This window comes from Paraburkholderia dilworthii, assembly GCF_000472525.1.
Classification (GTDB): domain Bacteria; phylum Pseudomonadota; class Gammaproteobacteria; order Burkholderiales; family Burkholderiaceae; genus Paraburkholderia; species Paraburkholderia dilworthii.
This window is the reverse complement of record NZ_AWZT01000001.1, coordinates 688,750-711,500: the sequence shown is the minus strand read 5'-3', so window position 1 is coordinate 711,500 and position 22,751 is coordinate 688,750. Positions and strand designations below refer to the sequence as shown.

17 protein-coding genes and 1 pseudogene are annotated in these 22,751 nt (G+C 61.4%); 16 read left to right on the top strand and 2 right to left on the bottom strand.

Annotation, left to right across the window (positions count from 1 at the left end; translation table 11 throughout):
• Positions 1-2 precede the first annotated feature (2 nt).
• From F759_RS0103585 to F759_RS0103560, 6 genes are all read left to right on the top strand, one after another.
• Positions 3-1,916 (top strand): (Fe-S)-binding protein, encoded by a 1,914-nt coding sequence (locus F759_RS0103585; RefSeq protein ID WP_027798642.1) that lies wholly within the window; start codon positions 3-5, stop codon positions 1,914-1,916.
• A gap of 4 nt (positions 1,917-1,920) precedes the next feature.
• Entirely contained in the window at positions 1,921-3,090 is a 1,170-nt protein-coding gene (locus tag F759_RS0103580; protein WP_027798641.1) for an electron transfer flavoprotein subunit alpha/FixB family protein, read from the top strand.
• Positions 3,087-3,875 carry a drug:proton antiporter gene (locus F759_RS0103575; RefSeq protein ID WP_027798640.1) on the top strand — a complete coding sequence of 263 codons (789 nt, stop codon included), beginning with the start codon at positions 3,087-3,089 and terminating at the stop codon, positions 3,873-3,875. Before F759_RS0103580 ends, F759_RS0103575 begins: the two co-directional genes overlap by 4 nt.
• Positions 3,876-3,948: 73 nt before the next feature.
• A complete protein-coding gene (locus F759_RS0103570; protein WP_027798639.1) occupies positions 3,949-5,253 on the top strand; it encodes an aromatic ring-hydroxylating oxygenase subunit alpha in 1,305 nt (434 codons plus the stop codon).
• A gap of 33 nt (positions 5,254-5,286) precedes the next feature.
• Positions 5,287-6,555, top strand: a complete 1,269-nt coding sequence (locus F759_RS0103565) for a hybrid-cluster NAD(P)-dependent oxidoreductase (RefSeq protein ID WP_036023410.1) — start codon at positions 5,287-5,289, stop codon at positions 6,553-6,555.
• A 166-nt stretch (positions 6,556-6,721) separates the two neighbouring features.
• Positions 6,722-7,579 carry a glycine betaine ABC transporter substrate-binding protein gene (locus tag F759_RS0103560; protein WP_027798637.1) on the top strand — a complete coding sequence of 286 codons (858 nt, stop codon included), beginning with the start codon at positions 6,722-6,724 and terminating at the stop codon, positions 7,577-7,579.
• Positions 7,580-7,645: 66 nt separating this feature from the next.
• Here F759_RS0103560 and purU read toward each other — a convergent pair whose 3' ends face one another.
• Both purU and F759_RS0103550 read right to left on the bottom strand, forming a co-directional pair.
• A complete protein-coding gene (purU, locus tag F759_RS0103555; protein WP_027798636.1) occupies positions 7,646-8,521 on the bottom strand; it encodes a formyltetrahydrofolate deformylase in 876 nt (291 codons plus the stop codon).
• Positions 8,522-8,647: 126 nt separating this feature from the next.
• Complete coding sequence (locus tag F759_RS0103550) at positions 8,648-9,562, bottom strand: choline sulfate utilization transcriptional regulator (RefSeq protein ID WP_027798635.1); 915 nt, start codon at positions 9,560-9,562, stop codon at positions 8,648-8,650.
• Between the two features lie 171 nt (positions 9,563-9,733).
• Here F759_RS0103550 and betC point away from each other — a divergent pair, with 171 nt between their 5' ends.
• From betC to F759_RS0103500, 10 genes and pseudogenes are all read left to right on the top strand, one after another.
• The gene (gene betC, locus F759_RS0103545) at positions 9,734-11,272 is read left to right on the top strand and encodes a choline-sulfatase (RefSeq protein ID WP_027798634.1); all 1,539 of its coding nucleotides are present in this window, start codon (positions 9,734-9,736) and stop codon (positions 11,270-11,272) included.
• Positions 11,273-11,317: 45 nt separating this feature from the next.
• Positions 11,318-12,271: a choline ABC transporter substrate-binding protein gene (locus F759_RS0103540; protein ID WP_084534188.1), complete on the top strand. Its 954-nt coding sequence runs from the start codon at positions 11,318-11,320 to the stop codon at positions 12,269-12,271.
• Positions 12,272-12,538: 267 nt separating this feature from the next.
• Entirely contained in the window at positions 12,539-13,687 is a 1,149-nt protein-coding gene (locus F759_RS0103535; RefSeq protein ID WP_027798632.1) for a porin, read from the top strand.
• A gap of 285 nt (positions 13,688-13,972) precedes the next feature.
• Positions 13,973-14,113 (top strand): annotated as a pseudogene (locus F759_RS43205) (ISNCY family transposase); the annotation flags it as partial.
• A gap of 355 nt (positions 14,114-14,468) precedes the next feature.
• On the top strand, positions 14,469-16,889 hold the full coding sequence (locus F759_RS0103525; RefSeq protein ID WP_027798631.1) for a flavin monoamine oxidase family protein: 2,421 nt from the start codon (positions 14,469-14,471) through the stop codon (positions 16,887-16,889).
• Between the two features lie 222 nt (positions 16,890-17,111).
• Entirely contained in the window at positions 17,112-18,002 is an 891-nt protein-coding gene (locus F759_RS0103520) for a nitrilase family protein (RefSeq protein WP_027798630.1), read from the top strand.
• Positions 18,003-18,056: 54 nt separating this feature from the next.
• Complete coding sequence (locus F759_RS0103515) at positions 18,057-19,226, top strand: substrate-binding protein (protein WP_027798629.1); 1,170 nt, start codon at positions 18,057-18,059, stop codon at positions 19,224-19,226.
• A gap of 83 nt (positions 19,227-19,309) precedes the next feature.
• Positions 19,310-20,143: a branched-chain amino acid ABC transporter permease gene (locus F759_RS0103510; protein ID WP_027798628.1), complete on the top strand. Its 834-nt coding sequence runs from the start codon at positions 19,310-19,312 to the stop codon at positions 20,141-20,143.
• The gene (locus tag F759_RS0103505) at positions 20,136-22,043 is read left to right on the top strand and encodes an ABC transporter permease subunit (RefSeq protein ID WP_027798627.1); all 1,908 of its coding nucleotides are present in this window, start codon (positions 20,136-20,138) and stop codon (positions 22,041-22,043) included. Before F759_RS0103510 ends, F759_RS0103505 begins: the two co-directional genes overlap by 8 nt.
• Positions 22,040-22,747, top strand: a complete 708-nt coding sequence (locus F759_RS0103500; RefSeq protein WP_027798626.1) for a branched-chain amino acid ABC transporter ATP-binding protein — start codon at positions 22,040-22,042, stop codon at positions 22,745-22,747. The genes F759_RS0103505 and F759_RS0103500 overlap by 4 nt, the downstream gene beginning before the upstream one ends.
• Positions 22,748-22,751 lie beyond the last annotated feature (4 nt).

Genomic DNA, 22,751 nt, shown 5'->3' with positions numbered 1-22,751 from the left:
CGATGAGCCCCGTGTCTGTCATCACCGTGCTGTTGTGGTTGTCGATGGCGGGTCTCGCGTTCGCGCTCGCGAAGCGCGCCGCGTATTGGCGCGTGGGTCGCGCGACGGCGGCGGGCGCGTACGGCTGGGCCAACCTGCTGTCGATTCCGAAGCGCTACTTCGTCGATCTGCATCATGTGGTCGCGCGCGACCCCTACATTGCGAAAACGCACGTGGCAACCGCCGGCGGGGCGATTCTCGCGATGGCGCTCGTATTCGTCAACTACGGTCTCGCGATCTACTCGCCGTGGCTCGACAAGCTGATCTTTCTGGCCGCGCTCGTAATGCTGGTCGGCGCCGTGTTCGTATGGCGTCGGCGGCATGGCGCGAAGGCGGTGCCCGCGCGGCTTTCGCATGGGCCTTGGGATCATCTGCCGCTGTTGCTCGGGTCGTTCGCCCTCGGTCTCGTGCTGTTCATCGCATTGCCGGCTGGGGCCATGTCGGGCGCGCTCGCGATCATCGTCGCACTGCTGATTGCAGTGGGCGCCTTCACGATGACATTCGGCGCGGCGCGTGGCGGTCCGATGAAACACGCGCTCGCGGGTCTGTTGCATCTCGCGTTTCATCCGCGTCAGGAGCGCTTTGCCGCGCGTAACGATCACGACGTAGTGCCGCCGACTGCATTGAAGGCGCCGCTGCTCGACGCGAAAGAATATGGCGTGGGCAAGCCTGTCGAATTCCGCTGGAACCAGTTACTGAGCTTCGACGCCTGCGTGCAATGCGGCAAATGCGAGGCGGCATGTCCCGCGTTCGCGGCCGGCCAGCCGCTTAATCCGAAGAAGCTGATTCAGGACCTGGTGACGGGCATGGTCGGCGGCACCGACGCCGAATACGCGGGCAGCCCCACGCCCGGCATTCCGGTCGGCAAGCACGGCGGTGCGCCTGGCAAGCCGCTGATCTCCAGTCTGATCGAAGCGGAAACGCTGTGGTCGTGTACTACTTGCCGCGCTTGCGTGCAGGAGTGTCCGATGCTGATCGAGCATGTGGACGCCATCGTGGATATGCGCCGCAATCAGACGCTCGTGGAAGGCGTCGTGCCGGGCAAGGGGCCGATCACGCTCGCGAATCTGCGCGAGACCGGCAGCTCGAATGGTTACGACATCGGCGCGCGTTACGACTGGGCCGTCGATTTGCAGGTGCAGGTCGCGCAGCCTGGGCGTCGCGTGGAAGTGCTGCTGATTGCCGGCGAAGGCGCGTTCGACATGCGTTATCAGCGCACGCTGCGTGCGCTCGTGAAGGTGCTCAATCGCGCGGGCATCGACTATGCGGTGCTCGGCGGTGTCGAAACCGATACGGGCGACACGGCCCGGCGTCTCGGCGACGAAGCCACGTTCCAGCAGCTCGCGCACAAACTGATCGGCACGCTTTCGCAGTACTCGTTCGGCAAGATCGTGACTTCCGACCCGCATGTGCTGCACAGCTTGCGCAACGAATATCGCGCACTGGGCGGTTTCTATGAAGTGCAGCATCACACGGCGCTGATCGATGAACTCGTCGCGAGCGGCAAACTGTCGCCGCGCGCAGTCGCTGCTTACGCGGATCGCAAGATCACTTATCACGATCCGTGCTATCTGGGCCGCTATAACGGCGAAACGGAAGCGCCGCGCCGTGTGCTGAAGAGCATCGGCATCAAGGTCGTCGAGATGGAGCGCAACGGCATGCGTGGACGTTGCTGCGGTGGCGGCGGCGGTGCACCGTTGACCGACATTCCGGGCAAGCGGCGCATTCCCGACATTCGTATCGACGACGCGCGCGGCATCGGTGCAGAGATCGTCGCCGTGGGCTGCCCGAATTGCACCGCGATGCTCGAAGGCGTGGTCGGGCCGCGTCCTGAAGTGCTGGACGTCGCCGAACTCGTTGCAGCAGCGCTGGAGTAACGCGATGAACACAATCAAACGAACCGATCCGCGCCGGCCGTTCACGATTACGGCAGACGGACTCAGGCGTATCACGCTGGGCGTGACCGGCGTAGCGGGCGCGATGGATTTCGCCGCAACAGGCGCCGCGCATCGTGAGCACGCGAAGCCGCGCCGCACGACGGCCACGCCGCAGCATGTGATGCTGGTCGCCGCGCACGCGGACCGCGGCGCGCTCGAAGATCACGCGCGGCAGACGCTCGCCGCCGCGGCCTTGATCGCGGACGCGGCAACCGAAGTGGTGCTGCTCGTATTCGGCGAATTCACTGGCGATGCTGCCGCACTCGGCGCAGACAAGCTGATCGAACTGCCCATTTTCGATCGACGCAAATTCGCACCGGTTGACGAATTGAATGCGTTTGCCGCTTGCGTCGCCGCTTATGCGCCGGTCCACGTTTTCCTGCCGGACAACGCGACTGGCGACGGCGATCTTGGCCGTCGTTATGCGGCCGCCGCGAATGCGAGCGTCGCAACGCATGTCGTTGAAATCGACGCCTCGCACGTGGCAGCTTATGTGCAGGCCAATACCGCATTCGCTTCGTGTGCGCTGCCCGAAGTGATATTGCTTGCGCCGAATGCCGTCGATCCGAAGCTGCCGTTCGTCGGCGCGGGAGAGAAGGTCGTGTGGCGCTTCGATGGCGAACCCGCTGCGGCGAAACGCATCGTGCGTGATCTCGGCATCGAGGAAATGGACGCGGCGCAACTCGCGCTGGAGGAAGCGGACTTTATCGTTTCCGCCGGCAACGGCGTGAGCGACGTGCCCGCGTTCGAGCGTCTTGCGGCCACGCTCGGCGCGGCAATCGGCGCGAGCCGCGTTGCCGTCGACGACGGCAAGTTCACACGCGACAAGCAGATCGGCGCGACAGGCAAAACGGTTGAAGCGAGCGTGTATATCGCGTTCGGCATCTCGGGCGCGGTGCAGCATTTGCAGGGCATCAAGGATTGCCGCCACGTGATCGCGGTGAACCTCGACGCGAGCGCGCCGATTGCGAAGCGCGCGAACCTTACCGTCATCGCGGACGCGCAGGAAACCATCGCGGCACTCAATGACGCGGCTGCCGCGGCGCGCACGGCTCGGGGCACCAGTGCTGCATTACTGAATTCGAAGGCCGTCGTGGAAGGAGCGCTCGCATGAAAATCGCCGTACTGGTTTCCGTGGGCCGACATCCGGTGAGCGGCGTCGCGCGCTATAGCCGCAACGACGCGGCCGCACTCACGCTGGCTCTCTCGCTCGCGAGGCAGCACGACGCGACGCTCGACGTACTGCATGCGGGCGATCCTTCGAATCCCGCGTTACAGGAATATCTCGCGCTTGGCGCACGCTCGGTGGAAGTGCTTGCCGTTCCCGAAGCAGGCGAGTCACAAGCGGACGCAGCAACGCTGCTTGCCGCGCGTCTGAGCGGCTACGATCTCGTGCTGACCGGCACACGCGCCGAAGGCGCATTCGACAGCGGCATGCTGCCGTATCGCATCGCCAATGCGCTGGACATTCCGCTCGTCGGCGCCGCGGTCGATGTGGTTGTGAAGGACGACTGTGCACAAGTGCGGCAATTCATGCCGAAGGGGCTGCGCCGACGCGTCGAGGTTCAGTTGCCCGCGCTGATCGCCATACATCCGATGGCAAACGCGACGCCTACCTATGCATATGCACGTCTGCGCGAGGGCACGATTCGTCCCGCCGCGAACGGCGTGCACAGCGCAGGCAGCAGTGCCGCAGCGGAACCGGCCTGGACCATTCGCTCAGCGAGCGCCAAACCCGTGCGTCTTGCCGCCGCCGAGAAGCGTTCCGGTCACGCCCGCATGCTCTCGGCGACAACGACGGAAAGCCGTGGCGGCAGCGTCGTAATTGAAGGGAGTTCCGTCGAAAAAGCACAAGTGATACTTGCGTATTTGCGCGAGCATCAACTCGTGGATTACTGATTTCCGGTTCAGGCGAGCATGCGGCCAGGAGGGCCTGGCGCGGCGCCAGACGTGACACGCAACGGAGCACACAATGAAAGTTTCCGCAGACGTTCGCGCAATGATCGAACGCCGCAAAAAGGATTACACGCTGGAGTCGCCGTTCTATACGAGCGAGGAAATCTTCGCGCTCGACATGGAAGCGATTTTCCGCCAGCACTGGATTCAGGTCGCGGTGGGACCGGACGTGCCCGAACCGGGCGATTACATCACGGTGGAAATCGGCCACGATTCGATTCTGATCGTGCGCGACGACGATATGCAGGTGAGGGCGTTTCACAATGTGTGCCGCCATCGGGGCGCACGCCTGTGCAATACCGACAAGGGCTCACTCGGCAACATCGTGTGCCCGTATCACAGCTGGACGTATAACCTGAACGGCGACCTGATGTTCGCGGAGCATATGGGCGACCAGTTCGACCGCTGTAAGCACAGCCTGAAGAAAGTCCACGTCGAGAACCTCGCGGGTCTCATTTTCATTTGTCTCGCCGACAACCCGCCCGCCGACTTCTCGGTGATGCGCGCAGCGATGGAGCCGTATCTGCTGCCGCATGGCCTGGCTGGTTGTAAGATCGCGGCGTCGATCGACATCATCGAGGAAGGCAACTGGAAGCTCACGATGGAGAACAATCGCGAGTGCTATCACTGTGTCGCGAATCATCCCGAGCTCACCATTTCACTTTACGAATACGGCTTCGGCTATCAACGCACGCCGGCTAACGAAGAAGGCATGGCCGCTTTCGAAGAGACGGTGGCGCGCCGCACTGCGCAATGGGAGGCGATGAAGCTGCCGTCGGTGGAAATCGAACGGCTCGCGGACCTCGTCACCGGGTTTCGCACGCAACGTCTGCCGCTGGATCGCGATGGCGAATCGCAGACGCTCGACGCGAAAGTGGCGTCGAAAAAATTGCTCGGCGGTTTCGAGCAGGCCGATCTCGGCGGCCTGTCTTTCTGGACGCAGCCGAATTCGTGGCATCACTTCATGAGCGATCACATTGTGAGCTTTTCGGTGATTCCGCTTTCCGCGGGTAAAACGCTGGTGCGCACGAAATGGCTCGTACACAAGGACGCGCGCGAAGGCATCGATTACGACGTGAACAATCTCACAGCCGTATGGCGCGCGACCAACGACCAGGACCGCGCGCTCGTCGAATACTCGCAACGCGGTGCATCGAGCAGCGCCTACGAGCCGGGCCCCTATTCGCCGTTCACGGAAGGTCTCGTGGAGAAGTTCTGCGAGTGGTACATCGGCCGCATCGCGGATTACAGCAATGCACCGCAAACGCACGACGCCGCGCCGGCCACCTTCGGCGAGAAAGTCGTGTCCTTCAAGCGCTGAGCGCACGAGCGCAACCAGGAGCGGGAGAAAACAATGATGCGCGAACAGGCGACGTTTCAGCTCGGCACCGAGCCGGCCTCGGAGTACGCAACAAGCCGTGTTACGCAGCCGCGCTTCTGGGATACGCTGCCCGCGAGGTGGAATAGCGATGTCGACGACACTCTCGTGTGCTGCCACGTCCGTCAGGAAACGCATGACGTGAAGAGCTTTTTCTTCCGCGCACCAGGCGAGCGGACGTTCGTATTCGAGCCTGGGCAGTTCATCACGCTCGAACTGGACATCGACGGCGAATCGATCAATCGTTGCTATACGATTTCCTCGCCGCCGACGCGTCCGCACACCATTTCCATTACGGTAAAACGCGTGCCGGGCGGCAAGGTGTCGAACTGGCTGCACGACAATCTGCAAGTGGGCGGCGAAGTTCGCGTGCTGGGACCCGCAGGCGAATTTACGTGCGCCCGCCATCCCGCTCGCAAGTTACTGTTTTTGTCCGCAGGTTCGGGCATTACGCCGTTGATGTCGATGAGCCGCGCGCATCATGAACTCGGCGAGGACAGCGACATCGTATTCGTGCACAGCGCCCGCACGCCCGACGACATCATTTTTGCGCGCGAGCTCGATCTGATTGCGTCGAACCATGCGCATTTCCGTACTGCATTTGTTTGCGAGCGGCTGGGCGCGCGCACGAATTGGCCAGGCGTGACCGGTTTTCTGACTTTGCCGTTGCTTAAACTGATTGCTCCAGACTTTCTGGAGCGCGAGATTTTCACCTGTGGGCCAGCACCGTATATGCAGGCGGTGCGCAAGCTGCTCGATGAAGGCGGCTTCGATCGCAGCCATTATCACGAGGAAAGTTTCTCGTTCGAAACGGTGAGCGAGGTCGCCGCGCAATTGACGACCACGCATGTGGCGAATGTCCTGCAAGCTTCGCCGGAGCCCGTAACAGTGGAAAGCTTTGCGCAGGCGCGAGAAGAATCGCCAGGCTTCGAGCCTGCTTCGGTTTCTGCTCCAGCCGCACTGTCTGAGGCTGAAACGCAGACGCGCTACAAGGTGAGCTTCACTAAAAGCAATCGGGAAATCGAATGTGGCAGTGGCCAGCATGTGCTGGACGCCGCAAAAAAAGCCGGTGTACGTCTGCCGGCATCGTGCACGCAAGGCATGTGCGGAACGTGCAAGGTCAAGCTCGTTTCAGGCGAAGTCGCGATGAAACACGCAGGCGGCATTCGTCAGCGCGAGATCGATCAAGGCATGGTGCTGCTGTGTTGCAGCAAGCCGCTGACTGACCTCGTCGTCGAAAAGTAACTGGAGCTAACGCTGAAAACAGAACTACCGCGAGTCGGGCAACAGCTGTGTAAGCCAGGTCGCGTGCGGACAACTACATGTCGCAAAACAACGTTAGCAGGCAATTCTGGCTGGCGATTCTAAATGCTCTTTGGGTTGTTTTTAGATGGCGAACGGGAGAACGGCGATGAGACTGATCAAAAAGATACTGGTGTTGAGCACCCTGAGCGCGGCGCTGGCGGCAACGAGTGTAGGCGTTTCGGCGGATACGAAGCCGACGATCAAGATCGGTTACGTGGAAGGCTGGGACGATAGCGTTGCGACGTCCAACGTGGCCGCACGCGTGATCGAAAAACGGCTTGGCTATCAGGTGCAACTGGTGCCGGTTGCAGCCGGCGTGATGTGGCAAGGCGTGGCGCGCGGCGACCTCGACGCGACGCTGTCCGCATGGCTGCCGGTCACGCACGGTGCGTACTGGAACAACTTCAAGGACAAAGTGGTCGATCTCGGTCCGAACTTCAACGACGCGAAGATCGGTCTTATCGTGCCCGACAATCTCGACGTGAAAACGGTCGGCGATCTGGAAGCGAAGAAGGCGGAATTCGGTTCGCGCATCGTCGGTATCGACGCCGGTGCGGGCGTGATGCAGAAAACCAGCGAGGCCATCAAGGCGTACGGGCTCGATTACAAGCTGATGCCGAGCTCAGGCAGCGCGATGACTGCGGAACTCGCGCGTGCCGAAGCGGCCAGCAAACCCATCATCGTGACCGGCTGGAAGCCGCACTGGATGTTCGCGAAGTACAAGCTGAAGTTCCTGGAAGACCCGAAGAAGGTATTCGGTGAGGCCGAGCACGTTGACAGCGTCGTCAATCCGGAACTGGAGAAGAAGGCGCCGCCGGTCGTTGCGTTCCTGAAGAAATTCCAGTGGAAACCGGGCGAGATCGACAGTGTGATGCTCGCGACGCAAAACGGCGAGAAGCCGACTGCCGCCGCCGATGCGTGGATCAGCGCGCATGGCGATCGAGTGGATAGCTGGGTGAAGTGAGTCCCCTTTAGCGGCCGATGCCGGAACTCAAGGAAACGCCGCTTTTTTAAGCGGCGTTTTTTTTGCTTATTGCAACACGACAGTCCTGTCGCCATTGATGAACACGCGCCGCTCGATAAACGCCTTCACCGCGCGGGCGAGCGTAATGCACTCGACATCGCGTCCGGTCGCGAGCAGCCGCTCGGGGCTGTATGAATGATCGACACGTTCGACCACCTGCTCGATGATCGGACCTTCGTCGAGGTCGTCGGTCACGAAGTGCGCGGTGGCGCCGATCAGCTTGACGCCGCGCGCATGCGCCTGGTGATAGGGCTTGGCGCCCTTGAATCCGGGCAGAAACGAATGATGAATGTTGATTGCGCGCGCGGCGAGTGCGCGGCTCGTCTCGCCGGAAAGAATCTGCATGTAGCGCGCGAGAATCATCAATTCGGCGCAGGACGTCTCGAACAGATCGAGCAAACGCGCTTCCTGCTGCGGCTTGGTATCGGCCGTGATCGGAAGATGATGAAACGGCAATCCGTGCTGCCTCGCCAGCGGTTCAAGATCGCGATGATTCGACCCGATGCCGACAATGTCCATTTTCAGTTCGCCCATTCGCCAGCGGAATAGCAAGTCCGCGAGACAGTGCTCGAGCTTGGACACCATGATGAGTACTTTAGGCCGGGTGCCGACGTCGTGCATTGCCCACGTCATACGAAAGCGCTCGGCAATGGACCTGAACTCGCGTTTGAGCGCCGCGATATTCAGCGTTTCGTTGTTGTCCACGCCATGAAAAACGCAGCGCACGAAAAAACGTTCACTGAGGTCGTCGTCGAAGACGGTGAGTTCGTCGATATAACAATGATGCCGGTCGAGAAAGCCGACAACGGCGGCAACCTGGCCCGCAGCGCTCGGACACGCAACCGTAAGGACCAGTTGATCGGGACGGGAATCGGCGGACATGCGCTCTCCACATAGACGAAAGGGCGATGCCGCGGGGCGCGGCATGCATCGTCGCAGTAGAGCAAATTGACACGCGGCGCGGATAGAAGCGAATCGCCGTGGCAGTGGAATGGGAACGCCAGTTGATTATTCCGCGTCGAGTCCGCATTCGCCGAGTAGCCATTGGCGGAACGCGTCGACGGCCGGCGTGGCCGCGCGCTGCGTGACGAGCATATAGCCGCGCTCGGTCACAACAGGGGCACCGAACAGCTCGACCAGCTGGCCGGTCGCGAGCAGTTCGTCGACAAGCGGCGCCCAGCCGAGCGCTACGCCTTGGCCCATGATCGCTGCATGAGCGACGAGCGTAAAGCTGTTGAATGTGATGCCGCGATGCGCGGCGGGCGCAACGAGGCCATGTGCCGCGAACCAGTCGGCCCATGATAGCCAGCGCGCCGGTTGCGTTGGTTCGAGATGCAGAAGCGGTAGCGCGAGCAATTCGGACGGCGAGCTCAGCGGCGGGTGCGCCGCGAAAAATGTGGGACTGCACACCGGCGTCACACGCTCCGGAAAGAGCTTGACCACGCTACGCGCGTTCCAGTCCGCATGTTCGTCGCCGAATGCGATCGCCACGTCCGCCTGATCGTGAGACGGGTCGAACACGCTTTGCGACGTGATGATCTTCACGTCGACATCGGGCATCAGCGCCTTGAATTGCGAAAGGCGCGGCATCAGCCAATAAGTCGCAAAGCCGAAATCGGTGGACAGCGTGAGTGTCTGCGGCGTGCGGCGCGCGCGGATTTCAGCGGTGGCAAAGCGGATCGTGTCGAGCGCATGCCGCACCGCTTCGAAGAGCCGCTCACCGTCTTCCGTGAGCCTGACGCCGCGATGACCTCGCTCGAAAAGCGGCGCACCCAGCGTCTCTTCGAGCTGCACGATGCGCTGGCTCACTGCCGGCTGCGTTGAGCCTAGCTCGCGCGCGGCCGCGGTGAAACTCGCGAGACGCGCGGCGGACTCGAACATCGTCAATGCCTGCATTGACGGCAAGCGGTCCTGCCTCGACATAACGCCCCCTTATAGGCACATAACGAATTGCCGTCTTCACAGCGCCGAATTGGCCGGCAATAGTGACATTCATGCCGGAAGCGGGCCGCGCTCCTTGCTTGCAGTCGAACTTGAACTTGCAACGGCATAGGTACTTGCACTGACATTCATGATTTTATTCGAGGCGCTCCAATGCTTGACAGCAAAAAGAATATTCTTATTCTGATGGCCGACCAGATGACTCCGTTTGCGCTCGCGGCCTACGGACATCCGCTGACCAGAACACCCAATCTCGACCGCCTTGCAAAGCAGGGCGTGGTATTCGATTCCGCGTATTGCGCGAGTCCGCTGTGCGCCCCGTCGCGCTTTTCGTTTCTATCGGGCAAGCTGCCTTCCGCGATTGGCGCCTATGACAATGCAGCGGAATTTCCGTCGCAAACACTGACATTCGCGCATTACCTTCGCGCGGAAGGATATCGCACGATTCTCTCGGGCAAAATGCATTTCTGCGGCGCCGACCAGTTGCATGGTTTCGAAGAGCGCCTTACCACCGACATTTATCCGGCCGACTTTGGCTGGACGCCGGACTGGGACGATTTCGAAGCGCGTCCCACGTGGTATCACAACATGAGTTCGGTCATCGACGCGGGCCCGTGCGTGCGCACGAACCAACTGGATTTCGACGATGAGGTCACGTTCACCACGCGCCAGAAGCTCTTCAATATCGCGCGCGAACGGCATGCCGGAAAAGATGCGAGGCCGTTCTGCATGGTCGCCTCGTTGACACATCCGCATGACCCGTACGCCATTCCACAAAAGTACTGGGACATGTATCGGGATGAAGATATCGACATGCCCGCACATCGCGATTCATTCGACGAAGCCGATCCCCACTCCAGGCGCTTGCGGCACGTTTGCGAGACCGATCGTACGCCGCCCACCGAACAGCAGATCCGCAACGCACGGCGCGCTTATTACGGCGCTATTTCCTATGTCGACGATCAGTTCGGCGCGATTCTCGAAGCGCTCGAACAGGCGGGGCTCGCGAAAGATACGATCATCGTCGTCACTTCCGATCATGGGGAAATGCTCGGCGAGCGGGGCCTCTGGTACAAGATGACATTCTTCGAAGGTGGCTGCCGTGTGCCGCTGATTGTGCATGCGCCGCAGCAATTCGACGCGCACCGCGTTCGCGCTTCCGTATCGCATCTCGACCTGCTGCCCACGTTGGTCGAACTGGCGCGCGGCGAACAACCGGCGGCGTGGCCCGATTCTCTCGACGGTTATAGTCTCGTGCCGCATCTTCGAGCAGAGCAGGGCGGTCATGATGAAGCAACCGGCGAATACCTTGCTGAAGGCGCTATCGCGCCGATCGTGATGCTGCGGCGTGGGCGCTTCAAATTTATACACACGCCTGCCGACCCCGACCAGCTCTACGACGTCGAAGCCGATCCGCTCGAGCGAGTGAACCTCGCACTGAAAGCGGAGTACACCACCGAAGTCGAGGCATTGCGCAAAGAGATCGCCACCCGCTGGAATCTCGCCGCGCTGCACGAGGTTGTGCTGCAAAGCCAGCGTCGTCGCCGCTTCCATTTCGCTGCGACCACGCAAGGCATCGTGGCTTCGTGGGACTGGCAACCGTGGGTCGATGCAAGTCAGCGCTATATGCGCAATCACATCGATCTCGATACGCTGGAGGCAATGGCGCGCTTTCCAGCCGTCGAGCACTAATCGATCTCTGGACGCTAACGATTCACCCACCCACAGGAAGCCGCGATGATGAACAAGCTATTCAAACAGGCGATATCCGGCGTTGCGCTGCTATGCGCGGCGGCCAGTTTCGCGTCGGCCGCCGAGCCGCAATCATGCACGCAGGTCAACATGGCGGGGCCGGGATGGACTGACATCGACGCAACTAATGCGATGACCGGCGTCGTGCTGAAGGCACTCGGCTATAAACAGAAGGTGGCGAACCTTTCGGTGCCCATCACGTATCAGGGCCTGAAAAAAGGGCAAATCGACGTGTTTCTCGGCAACTGGATGCCCGCGCAAGCGCCGGTCGTCAAACCTTTCGAGGAAGAAAAATCGATCGAGGTCGTGCATCCGAACCTGAGCAATGCGAAGTTCACGCTCGCGGTGCCCGACTACGTAGCGGCTGCAGGTGTTCACTCATTCGCGGACCTTGCAAAGAACGCTGACAAGTTCGACAGCAGAATCTATGGCATTGAGCCAGGCGCGCCCGCCAATCAGAACATCAAGAAGATGGTCGATGACAAAGCGTTCGGGCTCGGCAACTGGAAGGTCGTGGAATCGAGCGAAACGGGCATGCTCACGCAGGTCGAGCGTGCGGTGCGCGAGAAGAAGTGGATCGTGTTTCTCGCATGGGAGCCGCACGTGATGAATACCAAGTTCAAGCTGACCTATCTCGACGGAGGCGACAAGTACTTTGGCCCGAACTATGGAGGCGCCACGGTCAACACCGTCGCACGCAGCGGCTACGCGGAACAATGCCCTAACGTGGGCCGTCTTTTCAGGCAACTGACGTTCAACGTCGATCTGGAAAACGGAGTGATCACCGAAGTACTCGAAAAGAAAACCGGTGTCGATGCGGCCGCGACCGAAGCGCTCAAGCGCCACCCGGAGGTTCTCAAATCCTGGCTCGACGGCGTGAATACTGCGAGTGGCGCTAATGGCTTGCAAGCTGTTCAGACGGCGCTAGGGATCAAGTAGCAGAAGCAATGGGGATCGCGAGGTCGCCGGGCGACAGATTCATGTCGCATCCAATCGATTCGTCGTAAATCTGGACCCGTATTCTTGACCCGTCGATACAGGTCTGGCGAAATTTTTATGCCCGGCAAATAAAGGCCAGGCCATATCGATCGGTCTCAGCCGGTTTCGAACTGCCCGTCACGCGAGAAATGCCGCGCGCCTGAAAGTAGCGCGGCAGGGATCGCTTTATCCAACGAATTGCGCAGGCACAGAGCAGGGGAGAATCAAATGAAGAAGAGAAATGCCGTCGGTCTTTCGGGACTCGCTATTGCAGCAAGCGCCGCATTCGCGCCATCGGCTGTCCACGCGCAAAGCAGCGTGACGCTGTACGGCATTCTGGACGCAGGCATCACGTACGTGAGCAACGCCGGTGGCTCCCACCAGGTCAAATTCGATGACGGCATTTCATATGGCAATCGTATCGGCTTCAAGGGCGTCGAGGATCTCGGCGGGGGCTTGCAGGCGGTATTCGTACTGGAGTCGGGTTTCCACCTGGGTAATGGACAGCTAGGATTCGGCGGCGCCGAGTTTGGCCGGCAGGCGTATGTCGGGCTGAAAAACAACTGGGGCACTTTGTCGTTCGGTAACCAGCTGGACATGACCGAAGAGTTCGCCTACCTGTACAACATATCGGCGTGGGCGAGCGGTTATGCGATTCACCAGGGCGACTTCGACCGGATGAACGGCGACCGGCTGCCGAACTCAATCAAGTTTCTCTCCAACGATATCTCCGGTTTTTCTTTTGGCGGCATGTACTCGTTCGGCAATACTGCGGGCGACTTCCATCAGAAAAGCGCGTGGAGTGTGGGCGCGCGTTATGAACACGGCGCGTTCAACATGGGCGCCGCCTATACGCAGTTGAACAATCCGTTCGGCATTTACGCATTCGATCCGTATGCGATGATCGGCACGCATACTTTCCTCGGCCGGCCGACTGTTTCGGTCGATCCTGCAACCGGCGCGGTAACAGATTTGTATAGTTCTTCTTCGTTCCCGGTCGACAAGCAGGGCGCTTTTGCAGTCGGCGCCGCCTACACGATCGGCAATGTGATGTTGAGCGGCAACTTTACGTACACGACGATCAAGGGCCTCGGGCAGACGTCGCACATGCAGGTTTACGAAGGCGGCGCTTCGTATACTTTCACGCCGGCGTTGATGCTGTACGGCGGCTATCAGCACACACGTTTCGAAGGAAACCACTGGAATCAGGGGTCGCTTGGTCTTCACTACCTGTTGTCGAAACGCACCGACGTCTATATTTCCGGCGATTATCTGCGCGCATCGGATGGTGTCAATGCGGTCATTGGCTACAGCTTCACGCCGTCGACCACGAGTACGCAAGCCGATGTGCGTATCGGCATGCGCCATTCATTCTGAAAGTTTGCGAGGGCGGATTGCCGGCAACGGGAGTCCGCCTGTGCTTCTGGGCTTTGCTGGGCGAAGTGGGGGCTCCGCGCAGGTTCTCTGATTGGGGCAACGTGAGCGCGGTGGACTGGACATGCGTTGGGTTGGTGAATCAGGTCACTCGGTATGACGACTCATGTTAATTGACATAATATAAATTATCAACTATTTCGATGTTACGGCAAAGCTGTAATGTCGTACCTGGGCAAAGCTGAAGCGTCGCATGTCATGCTGGTTGACCTTTAATGGGAGGCTCGCATGACGACATCCGGGACGATCACCATGACGATGCGCGAGGTTGACCGGCTCAGGACGATCCAGTCGGTAGTCGATGGCATGCTGATGACGTGGCAGGCAGCAGAACGGCTTCAGTTGAGCCGGCGTCAGGTTGAGCGGTTGCACGTTTCCAGACGCTGACAACTCGTCTTTCCCTGTTCGTTTCTTCGTCACGCGATTCGCTTCCTCCGTGGCTAGCGATCCGCGCGATAGTAACTTCCCTAACTGTATCAACGTTCGCGCAGCAACCCTGCCGTCGCCGATGCATGCAGTCCGACTGACCCGCTTGCATACGCCGGCTGCCCACCTGTAACCGCATCCGGCAGACCGGCGATTTTCGCTCCGGGCACTTCATGCATTGCTTGCCGCGCGTCCTTCACCGGTTACCCGTCGCCGGCCGCCTGCGCTCACAGTCGATGTGAAAGCCAGTCGATTCGCGCCGTCATGACGTCGAGACAACTTAACCAGGAAACACAACATGCCCCAGATCGAACCAGGCTCCCCTTCATCCGGCAATAACGCGCATCTGCCGCCGCCCGGCGGTGTTCCGTCCGAGCCAACTACGCCCGCGGCCACACCGCGGGCGCTTCCGCCCGGCATGCCGGGCGCGAGAGCACGCGCCGAAGGATCAGGAGAACCTGCCGCAGCGGGCCGCGCCCGCCAGGCGCTTCCCGCGAAGCCCGAAGCGCCTACACCCGCAGTGCGCAGCGCGTGGCCTCGCGAAGCGTTCATGAGCAAGTACCTTAACTTGACAGGCTCGGGCGCGCTCGCTCGCGATCCCTCGCTCAATACGGTTGGACGCGCCCTGCCGCCCCTGACTCCGCAGTCGGTCGGCCGCTATTTCAAGGAACCGGTGGGCGACTGGCCACGCGACCGGAACAAGCTCGGCCCCGCAGTCAACAGCAACCTGGCCCGGCTCGCCAGCATGGAAGCGGGACCGAAGCGTGAACAACTGCACCTCGAAACCACGCTGCAATGGCATGCACTCTGCGAAGCCGAGCAAGGCGACGTGCTCGAAGCGCTCGGTACGCGGCAGTCCGATCTGCTCGGCGACACGACACGCGAGGCCGCGCACGATCTGCCGCGCACGCCTGTTCGCGACTGGCTCGAGCATACGGCGGTCTTCATGAAGCCCGAAGTCGCCGGACGGCTGCTCGGCTCATGCACGCCGCAGGCTCGCCAGAACCTTGAAATGCCGATGAAGGCCGCAGCCGACGATAGCGATCTGAAGGCATTGCTAAAGGACCGCTTCGCCGATCTGCGCATGACCATGCCGCTCGATCACATGTACGACTACACCGGCTTCTGGTGGGACAACAACCGCCAGGTCGGCACGCTGCCCGAAGGCGTGGCCGAGAACCTCAAGGTCTGTGTGGTCGGCGCGGGCCCGGCCGGCATCATGGCGGCGGACGCGCTGAACCGCATCGGCGTGAAGCCGGTCGTGCTCGAACAGGCGGACCACATCGGCGGCCGCATTGCATCAGGCCGTTGGGAAGGCGACCCGACGCCCTATCACCCCGGCGGCATGCGTTTTCACACGACACGCGGCAACTTCTACTGGAGCATCGCCGAACATTACAAGCTGCGGCATGTGCCGTTTCCGAACTCGAGCTCGGTGCAGACCTCGTACATCATCGGCGGCAACGTTTATGAAGCGCAGTCAGGCGAGCCGCCGGAAAACGAAACGATGCGCAAGGTCGCCGAAGACGTCATGCGTTCGATGACCGAGCCGCTGCTCGCACCGATCCGCGAGGCGCGCGACGCGGGCGACACCGCGCGTTTTCGCGAACTGTGCGACGACGCGAAAAAGAAGTTCGACAGCCACACGTTCCAGTCCGGCCTGAAGGCGTTGCTGAAAGAGAAAGGCATTACCTGGAACAAGGAAGAATGGCGCACGTTCGGTGCAACCGGCATCGGCGTGGGCGGCTATTCGGGCTACTTCAGCACCGGCTTTCTCGAAGAGTTCCGCTTTCTCGCGGACGAGCGTCTGGAGGATCACGTTGCCCTCGTCGACGGGGCCGATGCACCGCTTTACAAGATGATCGAGGACAGCGACGATCTGCCGGAAGGAGCGGTATCGCTTGCCGAGCAGAACGCGATCCAGTTGAACGCCGAAGTCACCAGCATCAAGAAAGTAGACGGCAAGTACCACGTCACGTGGCTCGACAAGACCACCAAAGAAACAAAAACCGCGCAGTACGACGAACTGTTTTTTGCTGGTGGACCGCGCGAGGCGGTGCGTCTCGGCCTCACTGGTCCGCAGGCGGGTTCCGAGCCGTTGTTGCCGGAGGATTTCGCCGCCGCCGTCAAGGACGCACGCGTGGTCGGCGCAACCAAGATGGCCGTGAAGATCGCCGCGGATCTGATGGAAGACCGCGAACTGCCCGGTAATGTTCAGGCGGACGAACTATTTCAGCAGTCGTATCTCGTCAAGGGTAAAGACGGCAGTGCCGTGTTCTACCCTAGCTATACGCTCGGCGATAACGCGACGAAGGTAGCCGGCATGTCCGATCGCGAGCAGATGGACCTGTACATCCGTACGCTTCGCGACGTCGCCTCGCGCGATCCCGACAATCCGGCCCATCAGAAGCTCGCGAATCTGGCCGACGTCGTCGAACAGAGTCGCGAGGGGATCGCGTACACGCACTGGGGACTCGAGCGCCACCAGTACGGCGCGTTCAAGATGGACGGCCCCGACCAGTTGGACAACACCCGCACGCTTTACAAGGCCCTTCTGCGGATGAGTGACGGCGCAATCGCGATCGGTGAGGAACTGACGTTCGAGGGCGGGTTCGCGAGCGGAGCGCTGGCGTCGGCGACACACGGCGTGCAGCAGTTCGTACGGCGCCAAGGCGGCAAGTTGCCGCCGAATTCGCCGTACTATCAGGAGTTGCTGTGAACCGGCACAGCACACGACGAGGCAAGTGCTTTCCCTATAAACGGCCTTATTGCTTGACATGCGGAATTTGATTTCATAAATTCGTTTCACTCTGTCGCCATGTCTCTTTGTGGTGGCAACACGGCAACGTTGCCGTGCTACACACGGAAGGCTATGTAGCCCCCTAACTTGCGTTTACAACGCTGGTCAGGGGGCTTTTTGTTTTGGGAGACGAAAACAGCAATGTCGCACTACGACCTCGCAAAGCCCGAATTGGAAGACGTCGTCATCGCGTGTGTGCAGATGGAGCCGCACATCGGCGCCAGGCGCGCCAACGTGGCGCGCCTGATCCGGCATGTCGAAACGGCCGCGAGCAACGGTGCATCGCTCGTCGTGCTGCCCGAGCTCGCGACGACCGGTTACGTGTTCGCGGACCGCGACGAGGCTTTCGCGCTGGCAGAAGGACTGCCCGACGGCGAGACCGCCGGACTCTTCGCCGCCACGGCGCAGCGGCTCGGCATTCATATCGTCATCGGAATCGCGGAGCGTGCGGGCAAGCGCCTTTATAACTCGGCGCTCTTCACGGGTCCATCAGGTCACATCGGCATTTATCGCAAGCTGCATCTGTGGAATAACGAAAACCGTTTTTTCGAACCGGGCGACCGCGGCGTACCTGTGTTCGGCACGCCGCTCGGACGCATTGCGATTGCGATCTGCTACGACGGATGGTTTCCCGAAACCTACCGGCTCGCCGCCATGCAAGGCGCCGATGTCGTATGCGTGCCTACCAACTGGGTGCCGATGCCCTCACAGCCCGAGAACCGTTCCGCGATGGCCGCAACGCTCACGATGGCCGCCGCGCACAGCAACGGCATGGCGATCGCATGCGCAAATCGCATCGGCACCGAGCGCGGGCAGCTGTTCATCGGTCAGAGTCTGATCGTAGGCGGCGACGGCTGGCCGTTGGCCGGTCCCGCCAGCATCGACCGCGAAGAAGTGCTGTACGCGACGATCGACGTCAAGCGCACTCGCGCCGCGCGCACGCTCAACGCGTTCAATCACGTGCTGCGCGATCGCCGCGCGGATGTGTACGACCCGATGCTGGGCGCCCGCTGGCCTTCTTTTCAGGCGTGAGCTCTGTCATGTTCATCGAACTTCACCACACTCACATTCACTGCGAAGGAAATCATGAAACTGTTCAATAGACTATTCCTCGTTGCCGCCGTCGCGGCAATCGCCGGTGCGGGCATTTGCGAGAGCGGGTTCGCCGCCGAGCCGATCAAGATCGGCGTGGCGGTCGGATTGTCAGGCGCAAACAGCGTGGTGGCGCCCGCAGTGGTTCAGGCCTCGCAACTCGCAGTCGACGAGATCAATGCTTCCGGCGGCATTCTCGGGCGGCCGGTCCAACTGGAGATCACCGACGACGCATCCGGCGCGGTCGGCGCGCAAAAAGCCTACGACACGCTCGTGTTCCAGAAGAACGTCGACGCGATCATCTCGATGGAAACGAGCGCCGCGCGCAATGCGGCGCTGCCTATCGTCGCGCGCGGCAAGAAGCCGTTCATCTACACGTCGTTCTATGAAGGGCGCTCGTGCAATCCGTGGATGTACGTGAACGGCTGGGTGCCGGAGCAGCAGGTCGCGCCGGTGGTGGACTACTTCGCGAAGAGCAAGAGTGCGAAGACCTTTTATCTCGTCGGCAACGACTACGCTTTCGGCCGCGGCATGCTGCAGTTCACGCGTAAGTACATCGAGGCGCACGGCGGCAAGGTAGTCGGCGAAGAGTATCTGCCGACCGACGGCACGGACTGGACACCGATCCTGTCGAAAATCCGCTCCGCGCATCCCGATGCGTTGATCAGCGCGACGGCGGGCGGCGCGCCCAACGTCGCGCTCGCCAAACAGTTGAAGGGTTCGGGCCTCACACTGCCATACGGCAACCTCGCTATCGACGAAGGCACGGCGAGAAGCATGGGCGATGTCGCCACCGGCATCTATATGTCGGGCTCCTATCTGACCAGCATCGATACGTCTGCAAACAAGAAGTTTCTCGCGGCGATGGACAAGCGCTTCGGCAAAGACGTGAAGACGCCGAACGAATTGTCCGAGCCGCAGTACGAGGCGTTCTATCTGTACAAGGCCGCCGTCGAGAAAGTGGGCTCCACCGATCCGGGCAAAGTGATCAAGGCGCTCGATCAGGTATCGTTCAATGGACCGCGCGGCCAGATCGAAATGGACAAGAGCCGGCATACACCGCTCGCGATGCGCCTCGGCCAGATTCAGGCGGACGGCTCGGTGAAGATCCTGCAAACTTTCCCGGACGTCGATCCGGGCGCGCAGTGCCCGAACATCAAGTAGGCGCTACCGGCAACACGGCATCCGCGTGAGCGTCGGGGTCTGCGCTTTGCCACGCTTTCATGCGGATGCGACTGGAGACAACAATGGTTCTCGCACTAGACATCCTGACCACCACGGCAGTGCTGTTCATCGTCACGGCCGGCTTGATGGTGATTTTCGGCGTCATGAAAATCGTCAATTTCGCGCATGGCGCGTTGCTGACGATGGGCGCCTACGCGAGCTTCGTCGTCACGCAACTGAAGCTCAATCCCTGGCTCGGCTTGCCGCTTGCGATCGTGGTCGGCACCGTGGTCGGCATGCTGGTCGAACAGATCATCGTGCGGCCTTTGTACAAACGCCCTCTCGACGCGATCCTCGCGACGTGGGGCCTCGGCATCGTGATCGGGCAACTCATCGTGATGGCATTCGGCCGTGAAGTGCAGTTCGTCGAGACACCGCTGAAGGGCGTGGTCTCCATCGCAGGCACCGACTATTCCGCTTACCGCCTGCTGCTGATTCCGGTCGCGCTCGGCATCTGCGCGATCATGACCGCGTTGCTGACCGGCACCCGTTTCGGCGTGAAGACCCGCGCGGTAATCATGAACGAAGACCTCGCCCGCGGGCTCGGCATTCATTCGGGACGTATCCGTTTCATTACGTTCAGCCTCGGTGCAGCCTTCGGTTCGCTTGCCGGCGTGCTGATCACGCCGCTATCGAGCGTCGATCCCGACATGGGGCTGCCGTGGCTCGTGAGCGCGTTCATGCTGGTGATGGTGTCCGGCCATTCGATGGTGAGTCTGCTCGTCACCTGCTTCGTATTCGGCGCTTGCCAGGTTCTCGTGAGTACGTTCGTGAGCCCGGTGCTCGGCGGGTTGACCATTGCCGTGCTGGCCGCGCTCACGCTGCGTATCCGTCCGCAGGGGTTTTCTCATGGCTAAAGTCAATGCGTCGCTGGATGATGCCGGACGCGATCCGTCGCCGGCCGGCAAACGGGCGGACAAGCGGGACGGCAAACGGGCGGGCAATCGGCAAAAGCAGTTGCGCGGCCTCGCGGTAACCGGCTGCCTCGGCATTCTGCTGATCGCCGCCGGGCCGTTCCTGTTCGGTTCGTATCTGCTGAACGTCCTGATCCAGGCGTTCTTTTTCTCGATCGTTGCGGTGACGGTCGATATCCTGTGGGGCTACACCGGCTACCTGACGTTCGGTCAATCGGCCTTTTTCGGACTCGGCGCGTATGCGGCCGGACTCGTGTTCACGCACGGTGGCTTCTCGGCAGCGTATGTGGTGCTCGCGCTTGCAGCGACGCTCGCCGTAACCGCGGGCGTGGCCGCCCTGCTCGGCTGGCTGTCGTTCTATCGCGGCGCGTCGCCGTTCTTTGCGACCGTCATGTCGCTCGTGCTGCCCATCGTGCTCAGTCAATTGCTCCTGTCGGGCGGCGAATGGACCGGATCGAGTTCGGGGCTGACCGGCTATCAGACCTTCGATCTCTCGCTGGAAGCGTGGTACTGGATCGCAGGCGCGGCGCTTGCAATCGTCGTGGCGCTCGCCTGGGTTTTCGTGCGCAGCGACGGCGGCCGCGTGCTGGCGGCGATTCGCGACAACGAGTCGCGCTGCCTGTATCTCGGCATCAACACGTCGCTCGTGAAGATCGTGCTGCTGGTCGCGACGGCTGCCGTCGCGGGCCTCGCGGGTTTCGGGTATGGCGCATTTAGCGGCGTGGTCGCGCCCGAACTGACCGGCTTCGTGCTCGGCACGCAGTTGATCATCTGGGTCGCGCTCGGCGGACGCGGCACGTTGTGGGGCCCGGTGATCGGCGCGCTTCTGATCAACGTGGGCACGTCATATCTCAGCGGCATCATGCCGTTCGCGTGGCAATTGATACTCGGCGCGGCGTTCGTCGCGGTGATCGTATTGTTGCCCCAGGGGCTCGTGCCGCTGCTGGTGAAGCCGTTGCGCCGCCTCGCGGGCGACAGCGGCGAGCCAGAACTCGTCGAGCGGCCTGTGCGCGCGGACCACGAGCAGCGTGCGCCCACGCCCGCATTGCAGATGAGCGGAGTCGCGCGTCATTTCGGCAGCCTCAAGGTCCTGCAAGGTATCGATCTGGAGGCGAACGCGGGCGAACTGGTCGGCCTCATCGGTCCGAACGGCGCGGGCAAGACAACGCTGATGCGCTGCATGAGCGACGGCGCCGAACGTTCCGCTGGCACCGTCATGCTGTGCGGCAACGATATCCGGCAATTGCCGCCCGACCGTTGCGTGCGTTTCGGCCTCGGGCGCAAGTTCCAGAACGCCAACATCTTCGAAACGCTCACGGTGGCGCAATGCCTGCGCATTGCCGGTACGCTGATCGAGCGGCCGTCGCTAACGGGTCGCTCGGCCACGCTTGCGTTGCCGCCGTATGCGATGGAGGTGGTCCGCACCACGAATCTCGACCGCAAGCTTGGCGCGGTGGCGAAGGATCTCTCGCATGGCGAGCAGCAGGCCCTCGAACTGGCGATGGTGCTCGCGCTGGAACCGCGTATCGTGCTGCTCGACGAGCCGACCGCTGGCCTCACGAAAACCGAGCGCACGCAGATCGGCAACGTGCTCGCCTCGCTGGCACACCGCTATAAACTGTGTTGTCTGCTGGTCGAGCACGACCTCGACTTCGTTGCTGGCATCGCCACCCGCATCGTCGTGTTGCATCAGGGGCGCATCGTGATGCAAGGCAATTTCGAGGAGGTGGTCAACTCGGAGCTCGTCAGAACGATCTATGCGGGCACGGCGCAGGCCGAGTCGCAGACGGACCGGCAGAGCAACGCGTCTGTCGGCGCAGCACCACAACGGGAGGCCTCGTGAGCGAGATTGCGTTGAACCTGAAGGACGTGACAAGCGGATACAAGGCGTCGGTCGTACTTCGCAAGCTGTCGTTCAGCGTCGGCAACGGCGAGGCCGTTGCGCTGCTTGGCAAGAACGGCATGGGCAAGACCACGCTGCTGAAGACCATCATGGGTTATCTGCCCAAGCAGAGCGGCGCCGTTCACGTGCATGGACAGGACATCACGCGTCTGCCGCCGCACCGGATCGCGCGGGCGGGCATCGCCTATGCACCGCAGGAGCATGCGTTATTCCAGGATCTCAGCATTCGCGACAACCTGCGGCTCGGGCTTGCGAACGTGTCGGTGTTCGACGAGCGCTTTGCCGAAATCGAACCGGTTTTTCCTGTATTCGGAAGCCGTCTGCGTCAGTATGCCGGCACGCTGTCAGGCGGCGAACAGAAGATGCTGCTGGTGGCGCGTGCGCTGATGATGCGCCCGTCGATCATTCTGCTCGATGAAATCACCGAGGGCTTGCAGCCGTCGGTGATCGACCGGCTCGCCGAGGCGCTGTTGTGGGAGCGCAGCCGTCACGGCACGACGCTGCTGCTGATCGAACAGAACGTGCCTTTTGCGCTGAAGGTCGCGGACCGGTATGCGGTGCTCAAGCAAGGCGAAATCATCGACGAAGGCAACGCGAAGGACGAAGCGGCAGCCGCATCGATCTATGAACATCTGCGCGTCTGACCGG

Excerpts from the sequence above, each read along its gene's own strand:
- F759_RS0103585 (WP_027798642.1), top strand. The coding sequence starts at position 3 with ATGAGCCCCGTGTCTGTCATCACCGTGCTGTTGTGGTTGTCGATGGCG.
- purU (WP_027798636.1), bottom strand. The coding sequence starts at position 8,521 with ATGTCCGCCGATTCCCGTCCCGATCAACTGGTCCTTACGGTTGCGTGT.
- F759_RS0103540 (WP_084534188.1), top strand. The coding sequence starts at position 11,318 with ATGATGAACAAGCTATTCAAACAGGCGATATCCGGCGTTGCGCTGCTA.
- F759_RS0103560 (WP_027798637.1), top strand. The coding sequence starts at position 6,722 with ATGAGACTGATCAAAAAGATACTGGTGTTGAGCACCCTGAGCGCGGCG.
- F759_RS0103550 (WP_027798635.1), bottom strand. The coding sequence starts at position 9,562 with ATGTCGAGGCAGGACCGCTTGCCGTCAATGCAGGCATTGACGATGTTC.
- F759_RS0103565 (WP_036023410.1), top strand. The coding sequence starts at position 5,287 with ATGATGCGCGAACAGGCGACGTTTCAGCTCGGCACCGAGCCGGCCTCG.
- F759_RS0103525 (WP_027798631.1), top strand. The coding sequence starts at position 14,469 with ATGCCCCAGATCGAACCAGGCTCCCCTTCATCCGGCAATAACGCGCAT.
- F759_RS0103505 (WP_027798627.1), top strand. The coding sequence starts at position 20,136 with ATGGCTAAAGTCAATGCGTCGCTGGATGATGCCGGACGCGATCCGTCG.
- F759_RS0103515 (WP_027798629.1), top strand. The coding sequence starts at position 18,057 with ATGAAACTGTTCAATAGACTATTCCTCGTTGCCGCCGTCGCGGCAATC.
- F759_RS0103510 (WP_027798628.1), top strand. The coding sequence starts at position 19,310 with ATGGTTCTCGCACTAGACATCCTGACCACCACGGCAGTGCTGTTCATC.
- F759_RS0103575 (WP_027798640.1), top strand. The coding sequence starts at position 3,087 with ATGAAAATCGCCGTACTGGTTTCCGTGGGCCGACATCCGGTGAGCGGC.
- F759_RS0103535 (WP_027798632.1), top strand. The coding sequence starts at position 12,539 with ATGAAGAAGAGAAATGCCGTCGGTCTTTCGGGACTCGCTATTGCAGCA.
- F759_RS0103580 (WP_027798641.1), top strand. The coding sequence starts at position 1,921 with ATGAACACAATCAAACGAACCGATCCGCGCCGGCCGTTCACGATTACG.
- F759_RS0103570 (WP_027798639.1), top strand. The coding sequence starts at position 3,949 with ATGAAAGTTTCCGCAGACGTTCGCGCAATGATCGAACGCCGCAAAAAG.
- betC (WP_027798634.1), top strand. The coding sequence starts at position 9,734 with ATGCTTGACAGCAAAAAGAATATTCTTATTCTGATGGCCGACCAGATG.
- F759_RS0103520 (WP_027798630.1), top strand. The coding sequence starts at position 17,112 with ATGTCGCACTACGACCTCGCAAAGCCCGAATTGGAAGACGTCGTCATC.